The 18,267-nt window shown below is 63.1% G+C and carries 17 protein-coding genes; 12 read left to right on the forward strand and 5 right to left on the reverse strand.

The window, feature by feature from the left end; all coding sequences use genetic code 11:
* Nucleotides 1-85 precede the first annotated feature (85 nt).
* From FHS78_RS11335 to FHS78_RS11350, 4 genes are all read left to right on the forward strand, one after another.
* Nucleotides 86-1,432 (forward strand): PQQ-dependent sugar dehydrogenase, encoded by a 1,347-nt coding sequence (locus FHS78_RS11335; protein ID WP_167094287.1) that lies wholly within the window; start codon nt 86-88, stop codon nt 1,430-1,432.
* Nucleotides 1,433-1,694: 262 nt separating this feature from the next.
* Complete coding sequence (dusA, locus tag FHS78_RS11340; RefSeq protein ID WP_167094289.1) at nt 1,695-2,705, forward strand: tRNA dihydrouridine(20/20a) synthase DusA; 1,011 nt, start codon at nt 1,695-1,697, stop codon at nt 2,703-2,705.
* 3 nt (nt 2,706-2,708) lie between these two features.
* Complete coding sequence (locus tag FHS78_RS11345) at nt 2,709-3,554, forward strand: sulfite exporter TauE/SafE family protein (protein ID WP_167094291.1); 846 nt, start codon at nt 2,709-2,711, stop codon at nt 3,552-3,554.
* A gap of 81 nt (nt 3,555-3,635) precedes the next feature.
* Nucleotides 3,636-4,286 (forward strand): hypothetical protein, encoded by a 651-nt coding sequence (locus FHS78_RS11350; RefSeq protein ID WP_167094293.1) that lies wholly within the window; start codon nt 3,636-3,638, stop codon nt 4,284-4,286.
* Nucleotides 4,287-4,294: 8 nt separating this feature from the next.
* On the opposite strand, the gene FHS78_RS11355 is transcribed toward FHS78_RS11350, so the two are convergent.
* From FHS78_RS11355 to FHS78_RS11365, 3 genes are all read right to left on the reverse strand, one after another.
* Nucleotides 4,295-4,711, reverse strand: coding sequence for a PaaI family thioesterase (locus tag FHS78_RS11355; RefSeq protein ID WP_167094295.1), 417 nt, complete (start codon nt 4,709-4,711; stop codon nt 4,295-4,297).
* Nucleotides 4,712-4,736: 25 nt separating this feature from the next.
* On the reverse strand, nt 4,737-6,236 hold the full coding sequence (locus tag FHS78_RS11360; protein ID WP_167094297.1) for a phosphomannomutase/phosphoglucomutase: 1,500 nt from the start codon (nt 6,234-6,236) through the stop codon (nt 4,737-4,739).
* A 103-nt stretch (nt 6,237-6,339) separates the two neighbouring features.
* Nucleotides 6,340-7,038: a retropepsin-like aspartic protease family protein gene (locus tag FHS78_RS11365; protein ID WP_167094299.1), complete on the reverse strand. Its 699-nt coding sequence runs from the start codon at nt 7,036-7,038 to the stop codon at nt 6,340-6,342.
* Nucleotides 7,039-7,233: 195 nt separating this feature from the next.
* Between FHS78_RS11365 and cobA the strand changes: the two genes are divergently transcribed.
* Nucleotides 7,234-8,106 (forward strand): uroporphyrinogen-III C-methyltransferase, encoded by an 873-nt coding sequence (cobA, locus tag FHS78_RS11370; RefSeq protein WP_425500301.1) that lies wholly within the window; start codon nt 7,234-7,236, stop codon nt 8,104-8,106.
* Here cobA and FHS78_RS11375 read toward each other — a convergent pair.
* Entirely contained in the window at nt 8,103-8,345 is a 243-nt protein-coding gene (locus tag FHS78_RS11375) for a DUF1289 domain-containing protein (RefSeq protein ID WP_167094303.1), read from the reverse strand. The genes cobA and FHS78_RS11375 overlap by 4 nt on opposite strands.
* A gap of 105 nt (nt 8,346-8,450) precedes the next feature.
* Here FHS78_RS11375 and FHS78_RS11380 point away from each other — a divergent pair, with 105 nt between their 5' ends.
* The 6 genes from FHS78_RS11380 (at nt 8,451) to FHS78_RS11405 (ending at nt 15,670) form a co-directional block, all read left to right on the forward strand.
* Complete coding sequence (locus FHS78_RS11380) at nt 8,451-9,461, forward strand: nicotinate-nucleotide--dimethylbenzimidazole phosphoribosyltransferase (protein ID WP_167094305.1); 1,011 nt, start codon at nt 8,451-8,453, stop codon at nt 9,459-9,461.
* A 123-nt stretch (nt 9,462-9,584) separates the two neighbouring features.
* Nucleotides 9,585-10,817: an imelysin family protein gene (locus FHS78_RS11385; RefSeq protein WP_167094308.1), complete on the forward strand. Its 1,233-nt coding sequence runs from the start codon at nt 9,585-9,587 to the stop codon at nt 10,815-10,817.
* Between the two features lie 58 nt (nt 10,818-10,875).
* Complete coding sequence (locus tag FHS78_RS11390) at nt 10,876-12,309, forward strand: di-heme oxidoreductase family protein (protein ID WP_205305290.1); 1,434 nt, start codon at nt 10,876-10,878, stop codon at nt 12,307-12,309.
* Between the two features lie 231 nt (nt 12,310-12,540).
* A complete protein-coding gene (locus tag FHS78_RS11395; protein ID WP_167094310.1) occupies nt 12,541-13,728 on the forward strand; it encodes an acyl-CoA dehydrogenase family protein in 1,188 nt (395 codons plus the stop codon).
* A gap of 53 nt (nt 13,729-13,781) precedes the next feature.
* Nucleotides 13,782-14,909 (forward strand): acyl-CoA dehydrogenase family protein, encoded by a 1,128-nt coding sequence (locus FHS78_RS11400; protein ID WP_167094314.1) that lies wholly within the window; start codon nt 13,782-13,784, stop codon nt 14,907-14,909.
* Between the two features lie 206 nt (nt 14,910-15,115).
* On the forward strand, nt 15,116-15,670 hold the full coding sequence (locus tag FHS78_RS11405; RefSeq protein ID WP_167094316.1) for an inner membrane-spanning protein YciB: 555 nt from the start codon (nt 15,116-15,118) through the stop codon (nt 15,668-15,670).
* A 9-nt stretch (nt 15,671-15,679) separates the two neighbouring features.
* Here the strand turns inward: FHS78_RS11405 and FHS78_RS11410 are convergent, their stop codons facing one another.
* Nucleotides 15,680-17,194, reverse strand: coding sequence for a sensor histidine kinase (locus tag FHS78_RS11410; RefSeq protein ID WP_167094318.1), 1,515 nt, complete (start codon nt 17,192-17,194; stop codon nt 15,680-15,682).
* A 191-nt stretch (nt 17,195-17,385) separates the two neighbouring features.
* Between FHS78_RS11410 and FHS78_RS11415 the strand changes: the two genes are divergently transcribed.
* Nucleotides 17,386-18,186 carry a crotonase/enoyl-CoA hydratase family protein gene (locus FHS78_RS11415; protein ID WP_167094320.1) on the forward strand — a complete coding sequence of 267 codons (801 nt, stop codon included), beginning with the start codon at nt 17,386-17,388 and terminating at the stop codon, nt 18,184-18,186.
* Nucleotides 18,187-18,267 lie beyond the last annotated feature (81 nt).

Consider the following 18,267-nt stretch of genomic DNA (forward strand, 5'->3'; position numbering starts at 1 on the left):
GACCGGGGAAGACAATCCGGTCATGTCTGCTATCTTCTCCGCACAGGAACCGGCGGCAGGAGGCCGGGCAAGGGAAGAGGGCGTCATGTCGGGTAAAGCTGTGAAATGGCTGTTGGGAATTCTCGTCGTACTGGTGCTGGCGGGCGGGGCATTCCTGAAATTCATCGTCTATCCGGAGAGCGCGACCCTCACCGTGGCGGAGGGCACGGGCCCCGCGCCTGAACTGCCCGCGCCCCAAAAGACCCTCATGCCCACCGTCAACATCGCCTCGGCCGTGGGCTGGCCGGAGGGCGAAAAGCCGGTGGCGGCGAAAGGGCTGCAGGTCAACGCCTTCGCGACCGGGCTTGCGCATCCGCGCTGGCTCTACAAGCTCCCCAATGGCGACATTCTCGTCGCCGAGACCGCCGCTCCGGCGAAAGAGGGCGATGGCGGCTTCCGGGGCTGGGTGGCGGAGAAGATCCAGTCCGCCGCGGGCGCCATCGTGGAAAGCGCGGACCGCATCACGCTTCTGCGCGACACCGATGGCGACGGGATGGTGGATGTGAAGACCGCTTTCCTCACCGGCCTTCATTCGCCTTTCGGCATGACGCTGGTGGGCAACGACTTCTATGTCGCCAATGCCGACAGTCTCTGGCGCTTCCCCTATGAGGAAGGCGCAACCGAAATCGAGGCAAGCGGCGAGAAGGTGGTGGACCTGCCGGCGGGCATCAACCACCACTGGACGAAGAACGTGATCGCGAGCCCCGACGGAACGAAGCTCTACATCACCGTCGGCTCCAACTCCAATGTCGGCGAAAACGGCATGGAGGCGGAAGAGGGCCGCGCCGCCATCTGGGAGCTGGATCGCGCCACCGGCAAGACGCGCATTTACGCAAGCGGCCTGCGCAACCCCAACGGTCTGGCCTTCGAGCCCGAGACGGGCAAGCTCTGGACCGCGGTGAACGAGCGAGACGAAATCGGCAGCGATCTCGTGCCCGACTACATTACCTCGGTAAAGGATGGCGGCTTCTACGGCTGGCCCTACAGCTATTACGGCCAACACGTCGATGAGCGTGTGAAACCGCAAAAGCCGGATCTCGTGGCGGAAGCGATTGTCCCGGACTATGCGCTGGGCCCGCATACCGCCTCGCTCGGCATCGCCTTTTCCTACGACGCAAAGCTGCCCGAGAGCTGGACCCACGGCCTCTTTGTCGGCCAGCACGGCTCCTGGAACCGCCGTCCGAAGAGCGGCTACAAGGTCATCTATGTGCCCTTTGAAAACGGCATGCCGTCCGGCGACCCCAAAGACGTGCTGACGGGCTTCCTGAACGAGGACGACGAAGCGCAAGGGCGCCCTGTCGATGTTCTCGTCGACGGGGCGGGCGACCTGCTCGTGACGGACGATGTCGGTAACATCGTCTGGCGTGTCAGCAGCAGCGGCCCGAATTCCTGATCGTCAGCCCTTCCGCATCAGGCGCGGTTTTCGTCACGTGTCATGGCGCTGGACCTCCTCCAGGCGATATTGCCTTGCCGGTTCAGATACCCCCGATCGCGATGACCTTCAGTCAGGTTTTGGGGCCCCTTTTCCCGCCGAAAAGAGGGTTTCGGGGCGTTTGCGTCCTGGAAACGGTGCGTAGCCTTACCTTGCGTCCGGTCCGGTCAGGGGCTACCTAGGGCAAGCTGTTGAGCGAGCTTTTGAATTCACGGACGAGCGAATGGCCGAACGGCTGATCAGCGTGGCACCGATGATGGACTGGACGGACCGGCACGACCGGTTCTTCCTGCGTCTCGTCACGCGCCATGCGCTGCTCTATACGGAGATGGTCACGACCGGCGCCGTCATTCACGGCGACCGCCGGCGCCTGCTTGGATATGACGAGGCGGAACATCCCGTGGCCGTTCAGCTCGGCGGGTCGGAGCCGAGCGAACTGGCCGAGGCGGCCCGCATTGCCGAAGGCTTCGGCTATGACGAGATCAATCTCAATGTGGGCTGCCCGTCCGACCGCGTGCAGTCGGGCCGGTTCGGCGCCTGTCTGATGCAGGAACCCGATCTCGTCGCGGCCTGCGTGGAAGCGATGGGGAAGGCGGTGACCGTGCCCGTCACGGTGAAATGCCGTATCGGCGTCGACGACCAGGACCCGGAGGCCGCGCTGCCGGCCATGGCCAAATCCGTGCGGGAAGCCGGCTGCAAGACGCTCATCGTCCATGCGAGGAAGGCCTGGCTCAAGGGCCTCTCTCCGAAAGAAAACCGCGACGTGCCGCCGCTCGACTATCCGCTGGTCTATCGCCTGAAGCGCGACATGCCCGACATGGAAATCGTCATCAATGGTGGCATCCCCGATCTCGATGCCAGTGCCGAGCATCTCGCCCATGTCGATGGCGTCATGCTGGGCCGCGCCGCCTATCAGACGCCTTATGTGCTGGCCGAGGCGGATCGGCGATTCTACGATCCTGCCGCCGGAATTCCCACCCGCGCCGAGATACTCGAACGCTTCATCCCCTATGTGGAGCGCGAGCTTGCCGCGGGCACGCATCTCCACGCCATGACGCGCCATATTCTCGGCCTCTATCAGGGCCGGCCCGGTGCGCGTGCCTTCCGTCGTCACATCTCGGAAAACGCCCCGCGCCCCGATGCGGGGATCGAGGTGCTGCGCGAGGCGCTCGCCCGTGTCGAACGCGGCGCGGCTTCCGCCCCTTCTTCATCTCTCGAAACTCTGGACGCCTGATATATGGAACTCACCGGCTCTCTGGGGGCGTACCCCGTCTCCGAACTGATCGCGCTCGCCCTCGGTCTTGTGGCCACCGGATTGCTGGCGGGCATCATTGCCGGCCTTCTCGGTGTGGGCGGCGGTATCGTCATCGTGCCGGTGCTCTATCAGATATTCACGGTGCTCGACATCGACCCGGCCATCCGCATGCATCTGGCGGTCGGCACCTCGCTCGGCACCATCATCCTGACCTCGCTCAGGTCGGTCCGCGCACATGCGAAGAAGGGAGCGGTCGATTTCGCATTGTTGAGGCGCTGGGCGCTGCCGGTGCTGATAGGCGTTGCCGTCGGCACGACTTTTGCCGCCAGCGTCAATGGCGATGTGCTGACGACGGTCTTCGCCTCCGTCGCCCTGCTGGTCGCCTTCAACCTCGCTTTCGGCAAGGAGAGTTGGCGTCTCGGCAGCGATCTGCCGTCGAAACCCTGGCAATACGGCATCGCGTCGATCATCGGCGGGCTCTCCGCCATGATGGGTATTGGCGGCGGTACGTTCGGCGTCACCTATATGACGCTGTTCGGCCGCGATGCGCGGCAGGCCGTGGCGACCTCGTCGGGCCTCGGTTTGCTTATCTCGGTCCCCGGTGTGATCGGTTTCGTCATTTCCGGCTGGGGCGAGCCGCTCCTGCCGCCGTTCAGCCTCGGCTTCGTCAACCTTGTCGGCATGGCGCTCATCGTGCCGCTCACCGTGCTGGCTGCGCCCTGGGGTGCAAACCTTGCCCACAGGATCAGCCACAAGGCCCTGCTGCGCGCCTTCGCACTCTTCCTGGTGATTACATCCTGCCAGATGTTCTACCGGCTCTATGGCTGAGTAGGGCTTGCGCGGGAACGGCATTCAACGAGAATGAGGTGCACCGGAAGCTGGCACTGCGAGACGCGCAGAGGGGGCGGGATGATGAAAATCATAAGTTGCATAGCCGCGATGGCCGTTTGCATGGCCATCTCCGGATGCATTCCTCGGGTGGATGTGGACGAGAAGAGGGCTGAATATAAATCTCTGCAGCCGACCGTTTCCTCTTATGAGGAAATGAGCTTCGAGCCTATTTCTCTCTCCGGGGATAAAAATTTTGAGATCACATCCGCAAGCCCCGTCTTCGATTTTGGGCCGCAGGATGGGGTCAGTCATTACAAAGCCTTCGAGCTGCCAACTACCGACAGCACGTACCGAGTCCTCATCAAAAGCTATCAATACGCGGTCCAATGTCTTTTTTGCGGAAGCGCATATTTCTATCAGACGGTGAAGTTGCTCGATGAGACCAGGAAGCCGGTTCCGATCGTGCGTCCCGAACCAGCGATATTCAAGCTAGGCGGCAGCTACCGGCGTGAAATTGCACTCGTGATCAAGCCCGAAGACCATGCACATTATCTCGTTGTGCACACAACGAAGCAGTTCGTGGACGCAGGGGACACGCATGTGCAGCCGGCGCCGGACTTGTTTATCGCCGGCCCCCTCCCGATGATGATCCCGATGGGGAATATGCAGACTTCTGCAAAAGGGCTCCCGATCGGCGAGCTCGATATCGCTCTCGAACCGGTTGAATAATTGCCGGCTCAAGCGCCGATGATCGCCCAGTTGCCATGGGCGGTCATGATGCGTTTATCGTCCGCGAAAATTTCCGAACGCAGGAAACAGACTGCGCGGCCTTTCTTCACCATTTCGGCGCGCCCCTCTATCCATTGACCGTCCTTGGCCGATGACATGAATTCCGTGGTGAGCGAAATGGTGGCGCAGGGCGCGCCGCCGATGGCGTGAAAGACGAGGCTGCCCATCATCGTGTCGGCCAGCGTCGTCGCCATGCCGCCATGAAGCATCCCGTAGGGGTTGCAGTGCTTGGTCTCGGCGCGAAAACCCCACACGGCATGCATCTCGTCCGTGTCGTCGCGCTGCCAGAGCGGCCCGACCAGCCCCTCGAACCCTTCCGCCATCGACGCATCGATGAGACGAAACCCGTCAGGTGCCTCGCTCATGCTTCGTCTCCCCCGAATTTTCTTTCTAGATCTTCTGGTCGTACTCGCCCACTTCAGGCTGGGCGGAAAGCCGCTTGTCGATCTCGTGGAACATGTCGCGCATGTTTTTCTCCGAGGTCGGGCTTTCGACCACGACGACGAGGCCCGGCTTGTTGGACGAAGCGCGCACCAGCCCCCATGTGCCGTCATCGACTGTCACGCGCACGCCGTTCACCGTCACGAGATCGCGGATATGCTGACCGATCAGCTTCTCGCCATTCTCGCGCATGCCGGCAAAGGCTTTCACCATGCGGTCCACGACCTGATATTTCACCTCGTCGGGGCAATGGGGCGACATGGTGGGCGAGCCCCATGTCATGGGCAGCGCCTCGCGCAGGTCCGACATGGTCTTGTCGGGATTGCGGTCCAGCATGTCGCAAATCGCGATGGCGGAAACCAGCCCGTCGTCATAGCCGCGGCCGATCGGTGCGTTGAAGAAATAGTGGCCCGACTTCTCGAAGCCTACCAGCGCATTGATCTCGTTGGCGCGGCGCTTGATGTAGGAATGCCCCGTCTTCCAGTAGTCCGTCTTGGCGCCATTGGCCTGCAGGATCGGATCGGTGAGGAAAAGCCCGGTCGATTTCACATCGACCACGAATTTCGCATTCTCGAACTGCGCCGAAAGGTCCCGCGCCAGCATCACGCCCACCTTGTCGGCGAAGATTTCCTCACCCGTATTGTCCACGACGCCGCAGCGGTCGCCGTCGCCATCGAAGGCGAGCCCGACATCCGCGCCGGTTTCCAGCACCTTGTCGCGCAGCGCATGGAGCATCTCCATGTCTTCCGGGTTCGGGTTGTAATTGGGGAACGTAAAATCGAGTTCGCAATCGAGCGGGATCACCTCCGCGCCGATCCCTTCAAGCACCTGCGGCGCAAAGGCGCCCGCCGTACCGTTGCCGCAGGCCGCCACCACCTTGAGCGGCCTCTTCAGCTTGTCGCGATTGGTGAGGTCCTTGATATAGCGCTCCGCCATATCCGGCACATGGATATAGCGCCCGCCATCGCGTGCCTTGCCCTGGCCCTCCAGCACGATGCGCTTCAGATGCGCCATCTCGTCCGGCCCGAAAGTGAGCGGGCGTTGCGCACCCATCTTCACGCCCGTCCAGCCATTTTCATTGTGGCTCGCCGTCACCATGGCGACGGCGGGCACGTCGAGATCGAATTGCGAGAAATAGGCCACCGGCGACAGCGCCAGCCCGATATCGTGCACCTCGCATCCCGCGCCCATCAACCCCACGATCAACGCCTGCTTGATGGAGGCGGAATAGGAGCGGAAATCGTGTCCGACCGCTATGGCGGGTTTGACGCTCATTTCGTGCAGCACGGTGCCGAGGCCGAAACCCAGCGCCTGAACGCCCATCAGGTTGATCTGCTCGGGAAAGAGCCACCTGGCGTCATATTCGCGAAACCCGGCGGGAGCGACCAGCGGAAGGTTTTCGAATTCCGGCGTGTTGGGTTTCAGATCGTCGCGGGGAATGGGCAGCATGCGCAGTTACCTCGGCAATTGAATCGCAGGTCGGACGAACGGGATCATCGCCCGATCATGTCCCAATGCAATGCTAGTTTGGTGATAATGCGGCAAGATGGGTTCATTCCCGAAGGATCAGCCGGTCTCCGCTGACTTCGACGCTGCTGAGCCGCCCGAGGAAGCTCATTCCCAGCAGCGAGCCGGGCAGGGTGTCGGTCCGCATTACCGAGGCGTTTACGTTGCGCAGCACGATATCCCCGATGGCGACCTCGTCCAGTCGCATCCGGGCGGCCATGATCCGGCCATTCGCCGTGTCATAGGCGGTGGTATAGCTCAAACGGTTGAGGTCGATGCCCGCGCGCCGCGCATCTTCCCGCGTCAGGGCGACATCCGTCGCGCCGGTATCCACCAGAAAATGAACATGGGTCCCGTTGACCGTCGCATCGGCGTTGAAATGGCCGTTGATCCCGCGGCTGAGATAGGCGACCCCCGGTTCGGTCTGCACAGGCGCGGAGGGAATGAGCGCGCTCTGCGTGCGCTGCACGAGGGCCCCCAGCTCGTAGCGATAGCTGTAGCTCACCACCAGCATCAGCGTAATCGCGACCCAGGTCAGGGCCTGCTTGACGGCAAGGCCCGGATTGCCGCGAAATCCCAGGATCGCGCTGCCGAGGATGGCGACGATCAGGACCATGCCATAGGTGAGGCGGATCTGTGCGTTCTGGCTCGACAGGGCGCCCGGAAAGCGGTTGTCGAGGAACAGCACCAGCGCCACCAGTCCCAGGAGCGCCAGTCCCGCATATGCCCATCTGTTGCGTTTCATGAGCGCCATCCTATCCGCTCGATTGTGACCATGTCGTAACCGCGCCGCCCGAAATTCGACAGACCCGCATTCAACACGTTTCAATATGGGGGCGCTTGAAGACGGGAGGACAAGTTTATATTTACATGCTATAGTCGAGTTGAATTCATTAGCACAAGAATGTGATGTGAAATGACCGAGCGCAAGATCGTACCGCTGAGAGGGTCGCAGGAGGACGGCATCGCCGCCAATGCCGCGTCGCGTCTTGCCTTGCCCGAGCTGGAAGCCGGTTGGGTCTGGCTGGTGGGCGCAGGGCCGGGCGATCCGGGCCTTCTCACGCTCCATGCCCTGAATGCGCTCCGCCAGGCCGACCACGTGGTCTATGACGCGCTGGTCGACGAAACCGTTCTCGAATTCGCCAATCCCCGCGCCACGCTGGAATATGCCGGCAAGCGCGGCGGCAAGCCGAGCCCGAAACAGCGGGACATTTCCTCCCGTCTGGTGGAACTGGCCCGTGCGGGCAAGCGCGTCCTGCGCCTGAAGGGCGGCGATCCCTTCGTTTTCGGCCGGGGCGGGGAAGAGGCGCTGGCTCTCGTCGAGGCGGGCATTCCCTTCCGCATCGTGCCCGGCGTTACCGCGGGGATCGGCGGTCTGGGCTATGCGGGCATTCCCGTCACCCATCGCGACGTCAACCACGCCGTCACCTTCGTGACCGGCCATATGGCGGGCGGCGACGTGCCGGAAAACCTCGACTGGGCGGCCATCGCCAAAGGCTCGCCGGTCATCGTCCTTTATATGGCGCTGAAGCATCTGCCCGCGATCACCGAAATGCTCATCGCCAACGGGCGCGAGGGGGCGGAGCCCGTTGCGCTGGTGCGCAATGCCTCGCTGAAGGACCAGACCGTGCTCGAAACCACGCTTGCCACGGCAGCGGAGGATGTCGAGCGCGAAGGCTTCACCGCCCCCGCCATCATCGTCATCGGCGATGTGGTGCGCCTGCGCGAAGGGCTGGACTGGCTGGGCGCGCTTGAGGGCCGCATCCTCAATCCCGATCCGCTGGGCCATCGCCGGCAGCAGGACGCGGGCTAGCGCGGCCGAAGCGCCCTGTCGATTTGCCTGAGGGCCGCGTCCGGCTCGGCGGCCTTTTCGCCCAGCGCCTCGAGACGGGCCGGCAATTGCCGCAGCACCGCCTCGCGCTCGGCATCGCTCATGCCGCCCCAACCGGCAATTTCCCCCAGCGACCGGGCGCAGCCCGTGCAAAGCCCGCTGCGGCCGTCCACGGCGCAGACCGAAATGCAGGGTGTCCTGACAGGGCTTGAAAAACTCATTCGGGGTGGCCCATTCGCTGAATAGCTGTTTTGTGTCGCGGCGCGCGGCGGAGTATAGGACACAGCATCCCCGCTCGCGCAAACTCCACTCGACGAGGCCCATCGATGAATCCCGCCGCATCCGGCTTGCCCTTCGACGACATCCGCAACCTGCTCGGCAATCCGCCTCCCATGGAGGCCGAGGCCGTGGATCTCGCGCGCCGGCGCCTGGCGAAGCTGGCGCTGGGCGAGGGCGGTCCGGGCCGCCTCGGAGAACTCGCCGTCTGGCTTGCCGGCTGGCAGGCGGCGGAAGAGCCGCAGCTTGGCCGTCCGCTGATCGCGATTTTCGCGGGCTCTCACGGCGTGGCGGCCAGAGGCGCGAGCGACTTCGCCCCGGGCGCGACCCAGACCATGATGGAAGTCGTGGCGGGCGGCGGCGCGGCGGTGAACCAGATCGCCCAGCAATATGACGCGGGCCTCAAAGTATTCGATCTCGCGCTCGACCTGCCGACCCCCGACATCACGCAAGCCGATGCGCTGGAAGAAGATGCCTGCGCCGCCACCATGGCTTTCGGCATGGAGTCCATCGCGGGGGGAACGGATCTTCTCTGCGTCGGCGCGCTGGGGATGGGCGGGCGCGTACCTGCCGCCGCTGTCGCCGCGAAGCTCCTTGGCGGCAATGGCCGCGACTGGATCGACGGGGAGGGGGCGCTTGCCGCGCGCCGGATCGCGCTGGTGGACGCCGTGCTGGCGCATCACGCCGTCATCCCCTCCGATCCGCTGGAGGTGTTACGGCGCATGGGCGGGCGCGAACTGGCCGCCATTGCAGGCGCGATCATCGCCTCGCGGTACCAGCGCATCCCGGTCTTGCTGGACGGGTTCGTTTCCGGCGTGGCCGCGCTGGTGCTGGAGCGCCTCGCGCCGGGAATGACCGATCACTGTCTTGCCGCCTCCGCAAGCGGCACGCCCGCTCATGACCGCCTCCTTGCGGAACTGGGCAAGGAGCCGCTTTCCCGCACCGGCATCACGCTGGACGACGGCACGGCGGCGGCATCGGGAATCGGGCTCTTGCGGTCCGCCGCGGCGATCCTCAACGGCATGGTCGAGGCCGAACAGGCCGGAATCGCGGCGATTTGACCTGAGGCAGTGCCTGCATTTTCCCTTGACCCATGACTGATGCGTCTAATAATCGCTCGCAACAAGGACGGTGCCGATAGCCGTATCCTTAATGAGCTCCAAGCCAAGGGAAGGGTCACCTTCATGTCTACCGTCATCCGAAGCCGTCGCGGCGTCGCCGCTCTCTCGCTCCTGCTGGCAAGCGGTGCATTGGCCCTCCCGGCCCAACCTGCTCTGGCCTCCGGTGCCGGCGCTCTCCCGGCCCAATTCGCGATGGATGGTGGCAGTTCCTATGGCGCGACCCTCGAAATTCTCGGCTATACCCGCCTCGTCGGCTCCTCCTATCAGCGGGCCTATGCGGACGCGAAGGAGATGCGCGGCGTCATCAACGAGTTTCTCGACGAGCCGACGGAAGAAAACCTCGCCCGGGCCCGCAATGCCTGGATCGATGCACGTCCCGCCTATCTCGTGACCGAAGCCTTCCGCTTCTATCAGGGCCCCATCGACTTCGCGGACGAGGAAACGGGCGAAGAGGGCCCGGAGCCGCATATCAATGCCTGGCCGCTCAATGAGGCCTATATCGATTATGTGAAGGGCGACGCGGATGCGGGCATCATCCACGACACCTCGATCGAGATTACCGACAAGACGATCCTCGGTCATGACCAGACCCAGGACGAAGCCGATGTGACCACAGGCTGGCACGCCATCGAGTTCCTGCTCTGGGGTCAGGACTTCAACGATGACGGTCCCGGCGCGCGCCCGGCGAGCGACTACGAGCCCGGCGACGAATTTAACGACCGCCGCCGTCTCTACCTCAAGACCGTGACCCAGATGCTGGTGAAGGATCTTTCATGGCTCGCCATGAGCTGGAACATGGACAATCCCAACGCCTATGCGACGGACTTTCTGAAGCTGCCGCAAAAGGAGGCGCTGGGCCGCATCCTGACCGGCATGGCGACGCTTTCCGGATTCGAGATGGCTTCGGAGCGTCTGGCCGTCGCGCTGGATTCCGGCGATCAGGAAGACGAGCATTCCTGCTTCTCCGACAATACGCATAACGATTTCGTCTATGACCAGAAGGGCATCGCCAATATCTGGTTCGGCGAGATGGGCGACGAGGAGTTCGCCGGCATTCAGGATCTCGTGGCCCGGGTCGACCCCGAACTGGAAAAGAAAGTGACGGCGCAGGTCGAGAAGACATCGGCCGCCATCGCCGCCTTGCCCGATCCCATCGACCAGGCGCTGGCAAGCCCCCAGGGCAGCCCGGCCCGGCAGAAAATGGAACAGGCGGTCACCGACCTGGTAGACCAGGGCAAAATGCTTGTCGAAGTCGGCAAGGCGCTGGGCGTGAAGATCGCCGTCGCGACCGAATAGTCGAACGCCTCCGTCGGGAAGTGGAGGCGATACGGGAAATCATGTTGTGAGAGTGACGTTGGAACGAAGATTTGCACTGATCGGCGGCGCGATGGCCGCCATGCTTATCCTCGCCGGCGCTGCGCTCGCCATCTCCGTCTCCGGCCACGGGCTCGATCGAACCAGTGTAGTGGATCTGCCCGTAAAGCCGGTGGAGATGCCGTCGCCGGATGCGCTGCCGGGCGCGGCTCTGTCCACGCGGCTTACCAACAGCAATGCGTTTGCGCAAAGCGCGCCGGGGCTCACATTCCAGCAGCGCCGGGATTTCTTCTTCGGGAACCGGCTCTTCAACACCAACTGGGCCGTGGCGCCGGGCTCCGTGATGAAGTTCGACGGCTTGGGCCCGACCTTCAACCGTGTGTCCTGCTCCGGTTGTCACACGCGGGACGGGCGCGGGCGTCCGCCGCTCAATGACGAAAAGCAGCTCGATTCCATGCTGATCCGCATTTCGGACGGGCAGGGCAATCCGCTGCCCCAGTATGGCGACCAGTTCAACGACCGCGCCAATCACGGCATCCCCGCGGAAGGCCGCGTCGCGTTTCACTGGGAAACGCGAAAAGGCGAATATGCCGACGGGACGCCCTACAGCCTGAAGAAGCCTGTCTTCAAGCTGGTCGATCTGAATTTCGGCCCGCTGGGCGACGATGTCCGCATCTCGCCTCGCGTCGCTTCCGAAGTGTACGGCGTCGGCCTTCTCGAAGCCGTGCCGGAAAAGGAAATTCTCTCCTGGGCCGACCCCGGCGACGAGGACGGCGACGGTATATCTGGCCGGGCGAACTACCAGCCCGACCCCGAAACCGGCGAAACGCTGATCGGCCGTTTCGGCTGGAAGGCGAACCAGCCCACCCTGCGCGCCCAGAACTCGGGAGCGGCGGCGGGCGATATCGGTATCACCAGCCCCGTGCACCCGGAGGAGAACTGTCCGCCGGCGCAAAAGGCCTGCGCCGCCGCGCCGAAAGGCGACGAACTCGACCTGTCCGAAGAGTTTCTCGAGAAGCTGACGCACTATACGCGCGTCCTCGCCGTGCCGGTACGGCGCAACCCCAAGGCGCCCGAAGTGGTGAAGGGCAGCAGGATTTTTGCCGAAATCGGCTGTGCCGCCTGTCATCGCCCGTCCATGACCACCGGCAAACGCACGGCGCTCGACGTCCTCGACGACCAGACCTTCCATGCCTATACCGACCTGCTGCTGCACGATATGGGGCCGGACCTGGCCGATAACCGGCCCGATGTGAAGGCGACGGGAAGCGAATGGCGGACCCCGCCGCTCTGGGGCCTGGGCCTTCTGCCGGTGGTGAACGGACATCTCAGGCTTCTCCATGACGGCCGGGCCGACGGCTTTGCCGAGGCGATCCTCTGGCACGGCGGAGAGGCGGAAGCGGCGAAGGAACGGTTTCGGCGTCTGCCTGAATCGGATCGCGAGGCGCTGATCGCGTTTCTGAAATCGATCTAGCGTATCGCCCGCACTGTCCATCTCTGTTCGGGACTTGTTCATCTTTGGGCGGCGGGGCGTCATTCACCGCTATTGCAACGGGAGGCGTTGGCTCTATTATCCTCGCCAAAAACGAGAGGCCTTCGGTGATCGCGAATTGGCGGAATCGCGGCTCTCTTTAGCATGACAGAAAGAGGCCGGGACCTCCTGCCGGATGGCGGGAGGCGAACCGACCTTGCGGAGGTTAGTCCTATGGATATGAGTTTTTCCCCTGACGAACTCGCATTTCGCGACGAAGTGCGCGAATTCATCGCCAACAACTATCCGGCGGAGCTTCGCAAGAAGACGCGCGGCGAGATGACCAAGGAAGAAATTCTCACCTGGCATCGCATCCTCCACAAGAAGGGCTGGGTCGCGCCGCACTGGCCGGTGGAATATGGCGGTACGGGGTGGGGCATCACCCAGCGCTACATCTGGAACGAAGAGAATGCGCGCGCCGAAACGCAGCCGCTGCTTCCCTTCGGCCTCTCCATGGTGGGCCCCGTGATCTACACCTTCGGCAATGAAGAGCAGAAGCAGCGCTTCCTGCCGCGCATCCTTTCCGGCGATGACTGGTGGTGCCAGGGCTATTCCGAGCCCGGCTCCGGCTCGGACCTGGCGAGCTTGCGCACCCGCGCCGTGCGCGAGGGCGACCACTACATCGTCAACGGGTCCAAGACCTGGACGACGCTCGCCCAGTATGCCGACTGGATGTTCTGCCTGGTGCGCACGGATCCGGATGCGAAGAAGCAGGAGGGCATTTCCTTCCTGTTGATCGACATGAACACCCCCGGCATCACCGTGCGTCCGATCATCACCATGGACGGCGCCCATGAGGTGAACGAGGTCTTCCTGGAAGACGTGAAGGTGCCGGCCGAAAACCTCATCGGCGAAGAGAACAAGGGCTGGACCTACGCCAAGTTCCTGCTCGGGAACGAGCGCTCCGGCATCGCCGGTGTCGCGCGGTCCAAGAAGGCCATCGAGCGCCTGCGCGAGATCGCCCGTTCGGAACTGGTGGATGGTCGTCCGCTTCTCGATACCGAGGACTTCCGCGGCAAGATCTCCGAACTGGAGATCGACCTGTCGGCCCTCGAAGTGACCGAGTTGCGCACGCTGGCCGCCGAGAGCAAGGGGCAGGGCCCCGGGCCGGAAGCCTCGATCCTCAAGATCAAGGGCACGGAAGTGCAGCAGCGCATCACCGAACTCACCATGGAAGCGGTGGGCAATTATGCGATGGTCTATGCGCCTCGCGCCGAGGCGACCGGGAACGAATATGTGCCCGGTCCGGAATATGCTTCCGGCCGTTCGCAGGAATATTTCAACATGCGCAAGACCTCCATTTACGGCGGGTCGAATGAAATCCAGCATGAAATCATTGCCAAGGCGGTGCTCGGGCTCTAGAGCGCTGGCAGCGGAACAATCAACAAAGAGAAAAAGCAGGGGAAGAAGGACCGATGGACTTTTCGTTTAGCGAGGAACAGACGCTGCTGCGCAATTCGGTGCAGGGCTTCCTTCAGGACAAATACGACTTTGACACCCGCCGCAAGATCGTGGCCACGCCGGAAGGCTGGCGCCGCGAAAACTGGCAGCAATTCGCCGAGCTCGGCCTGCTGGCAGCGCCCTTCCCGGAAGAGCTGGGCGGCTTCGGCGGCGCGATCGAATCCATGATCGTGATGGAAGAATTCGGCCGTCACCTCGTGGTCGAGCCCTATGTGGAAACGGTCGTGCTGGCCGGCGGTTTTCTGCGCGAGGGAGGCTCCGCCGCGCAGAAGGAAGAGCATATTCCGGGGATTATCGGCGGTGAAACCGTCTGGACCTTCGCCTATGCCGAGCCCCAGGGCCGCTACAACCTCGCCGACCTCAAGACGACGGCGAAGAAGGACGGCGACGGTTACACGATCAACGGTTACAAATGCGTCGTCGTGGCGGCTCCCTGGGCCGACAAGCTGATCGTTTCCGCGCGTACCGCCGGCGAGCAGCGCGATGCCGACGGCGTGTCGCTCTTCATCGTGGACAAGTCCGCCGCGGGCGTTTCCACCCGCGACTATCCGACGGTCGATGGCCGCCGGGCGTCCGAAATCACCTTCGAGAATGTGAAGGTCGGCGCCGACGCGCTGATCGGCGAGGAAGGCAAGGCCCTGCCGCTGATCGAGAAGATCACCGACGAGGCGATCGCCGCGCTCTCCGCCGAAGCCATCGGCTGCATGAAGGAGCTGAACACCGCGACCGTCGAGTACTGCAAGCAGCGCAAGCAGTTCGGTGTGCCGATCGGCAAGTTCCAGGTTCTGCAGCACCGCATGGTGGACATGTTCATGGCGCATGAGCAGTCCGTCTCCATGACCTATATGGTGAACCTAAAGCTCGCCGAAGGCGACGAGGAGCGCACCAAGGCCGCTGCCGGGGCCAAGGTCCAGATCGGCAAGGCCGGTCGCTATGTGGGCCAGCAGGCCGTGCAGCTTCACGGCGGCATGGGCATGACCGACGAGCTGAGCGTCGGCCACTACTTCAAGCGCCTGACCATGATCGACACCCAGTTCGGCAATGTCGATTATCAGCTCAAGCGCTACTCCCAGGCGGCGTAAGCAACCTCGCCGAACGCATTATCGAAAGGCCGTAACATCCGTTGCGGCCTTTCTTTTTGTCCTGAATCTCGGCTCACGGATCGGTCGGCGGCGACGTCCGCCTTGACGGACGGGTTTCGTATCCTGACCCTTCCCGTCGAGGTCGAACGACTATCTGTCGAGCCGGGTCCCGGATCGCGCCGGAAACGGGATGAAAGAGGGACGGGATGAAGGAATTTGCAAGCGATCTGTTTTCGACGCTCGTTTTCGTCGTCATCTTCTTTTCGACCGGCGATATCTATATCGCGACGGGCGTGGCGATCCTTGCCGGTATCGGGCAGATCGCCTTTTTCAAGCTGAAGAACCGGCGAATCCAGGCGATGCAGTGGATGAGCCTCTGTCTCGTCGTCGTTTTCGGGACGGCGACGCTCTTCCTGCACGATCCCCGCTTCATCATGGTGAAACCTTCGATCATCCACTGGGCCATCGGCGCAGTGATGCTGAAGCGCGGCTGGATGGAGCGCTACCTGCCTCCCGTAGCGCGGGAAAACCTGTCGCGCGAAATGATCGACGGGTGGGGCTATGGCTGGGCGGCGCTGATGTTCGGCCTCGGCGGGCTCAACCTCGTCATCGCTCTCGGGTTCAGCCCGGAAATATGGGGCTATTTCATTTCCTTCGGCGCAATCGGCGCGAAGCTTGCCATGTTCGCGCTGCAATACACGGCGATGCGCTCGACCGTTATCCGCAATCTGAGGCAAGCCGCGCCCGCATCCGCGGACTAGGCGGGCGTATCAGGCGCTGTGGCGGCGACGGTCTCCGGGGTCGACCGCGCCGAGGCGCCAGGCGGGCAATACGCAATTGGCGCGGGTTCCCTCGCCGGGCCGGCTGATGAGGTCGAACCGGCCGCCATGCGCTTCCATCAAGCCGCGGACGATGGCAAGGCCGAGCCCCGATCCCGTGCCGGGCTGGGCGATACCGGAGGCTCCTTGCGTGAAGGCCTCGAGCACCTTGTCGATTTCGCCTTCGGGAATCCCCGGCCCCTCGTCCTGCACCCCGAAATGGAGATCTCCTGCCTCGTCGATATGGGCATAGAGATGCACCGTGGAATGGGTGGGCGAGAACTTGATCGCATTGGTCAGAATGTTGATCCAGATCTGCCGCAAGGTGCGTCCGTCCGCCAGGACGGGGGGAAGGTGCGGGGGAATATCTTCCGTGATCTCGATCTTCTGGGCCTGAGCGCGAATATCCAGGATACGGCGGCTGTCTTCGGCCAGTCCCTGGATGGTGACGGTTTCCTCGGAGATCGCAACGCGCCCGGCCTCGATACGCGACAGGTCCAGCACATCGTTGATCAGGCCGAGCAGGTGCTGGCCGGACCGATGGATGTCCTCGGCATAGTCGCGGTAGTTCGCCACGGTGTGCTTGCCGAGCAGTTCGGTGCTCATCACTTCCGAAAAGCCGATGATCGCATTGAGCGGCGTCCGCAATTCATGGCTCATATTGGCGAGGAACTGCGACTTGGCCCGGTTGGCGTCTTCGGCCTTGGCGCGCGCCATGTCGGAGTCGCGTTTGGCGCGGTAGAGTTCGTCGATCAGGGCGTCCTTGTCTTCCTTCAGCCGGATCGCCTCGACCACCGAGCTGTTGGTCTGTGTCGCAATGCGAACGACCAGCACGGAGAACATCAACAGCATCACGGCGAAGACGGAATGCGTCACGTCGCCATAGAGGAGAAGCCGGGCGGCCAAGGCGAACACCATGGGCGGCATGACGACCAGCATCAAGGGCCTGTAGGAAGAGTTGATCAGCACCATCGGAATGAGCGCGAGCGCCATCACGCAGAGAAGATAGGTCTGAAGCACCTGATTGTCCGGCACCCAGAAAAACCAGGCGAAGCTCGCAACGACGGAGGAATAGCAGAACCCGATAAAGAGGAACTGGCGTCGCCAGTAGTCGATGTCGGAAGGGGCGGGCGAGGCCGCGAGGAACCGGTGGTTCGTCTGGAGGCAGTACCAGTTGCACAGAAAGTGGAGGGCGATCGGCGCGACGAGCCAGGGCCAGTGAATTTCCCCCATAAGGCTGGCTGCGTAGAGAGCGGTAAGAACGGGAAACGCATAAGGGAACGGTATGTCCTGCGATTCCGCCACGATACGCATCTGGGCGAACTCGATCTCGGGCGTGCCCGGCGTACCGGCGATCCGGTGGGAGAGAAAGAAACTGGACAATTGCGCGAACAGGCCGAAAAACGGCACTGTTCTCGGGCCGGGCGTATGCGCCTGGTCCGGGCGCTGTCCCGAAATCTCCGACATGCCCACCTCGTTATTCGGCCGCGTCCCGTTGCCTGGACGAGGCCCCCATTTACTGAATCACATGGACAGTGACGGAAATCTGTTAACAAGGCTTTCTGCGAGTTGGTTAACGGCTCTATTTGCGGCACAGTCTCCGCACCGAAATGAACCATCGAAAACAGAAACGAACACCAAAAGGAGGAAAGGCCGTTATGAGCGAAGCGCTGCTGTTCGAAAAGGAAGGCCCGGTCGTCACACTCACCATCAACCGGCCCGAGGCCCGCAATCCGCTGGGCGCGCCGGAGGATGCCGGAAATTTCACCGACGCCGTGGCGAGGATAAACGCCGACAGGGACGTGCGCTGCGTGATCCTGACAGGCGCCGGCAAGGCCTTTTCGGCGGGCGGCAATGTGAAGGCCATGCGCGAGGGCGGTGACGGCTTCGGCGGCCCGGGCGTTCATATTCGCGAGCGCTATCGCAACGGCATCCACCGCATCGTCAAATCCGTCTGGGGCATCGAGGTGCCGGTCATCGCGGCGGTGAACGGCCCGGCCATCGGCCTTGGCAACGATGTGGCCTGTCTCTGCGATACGCGGATCGCGTCCGACAAGGCGGTCTTCGGCGCGACCTTCCTGAAGATCGGCCTTGTTCCCGGCGATGGCGGGGCCTGGCTCCTGCCGCGGATCGTCGGCATGGCCCGCGCATCCGAGCTGCTCTACACCGGCGACACCATCGATGCGGCGACCGCGAAGGAATGGGGCCTCGTCTCCGAGGTCGTGCCCGGCGAGGAACTGATGGATCGGGCGCGGGAAGTGGCGGCCAAAATGGCCCGTCAGGCGCCGGACGTGCTGCGTATGACCAAGCAGCTTCTCCGTCAGGGCATGATGGTGAGCTTCGACAACATCATGGAGCTTTCCGCCTCCATGCAGGCGCTGGCCCACCACACCGCCGACCACAAGGAGGCGCTGGATGCCTTTTTCGAGAAGCGAGACCCCAGCTACCGGGGCGAATGAGGCAGGCGCAGGCCGGAATGAGGGGCTTGTTCACGGATGAGGCCTGAAATGTCCGTCTTTGGGCAGGCCGATACATTGAAG

Source organism: Parvibaculum indicum (assembly GCF_011762095.1).
In the GTDB taxonomy this organism is placed as follows: Bacteria; Pseudomonadota; Alphaproteobacteria; order Parvibaculales; family Parvibaculaceae; genus Parvibaculum; species Parvibaculum indicum.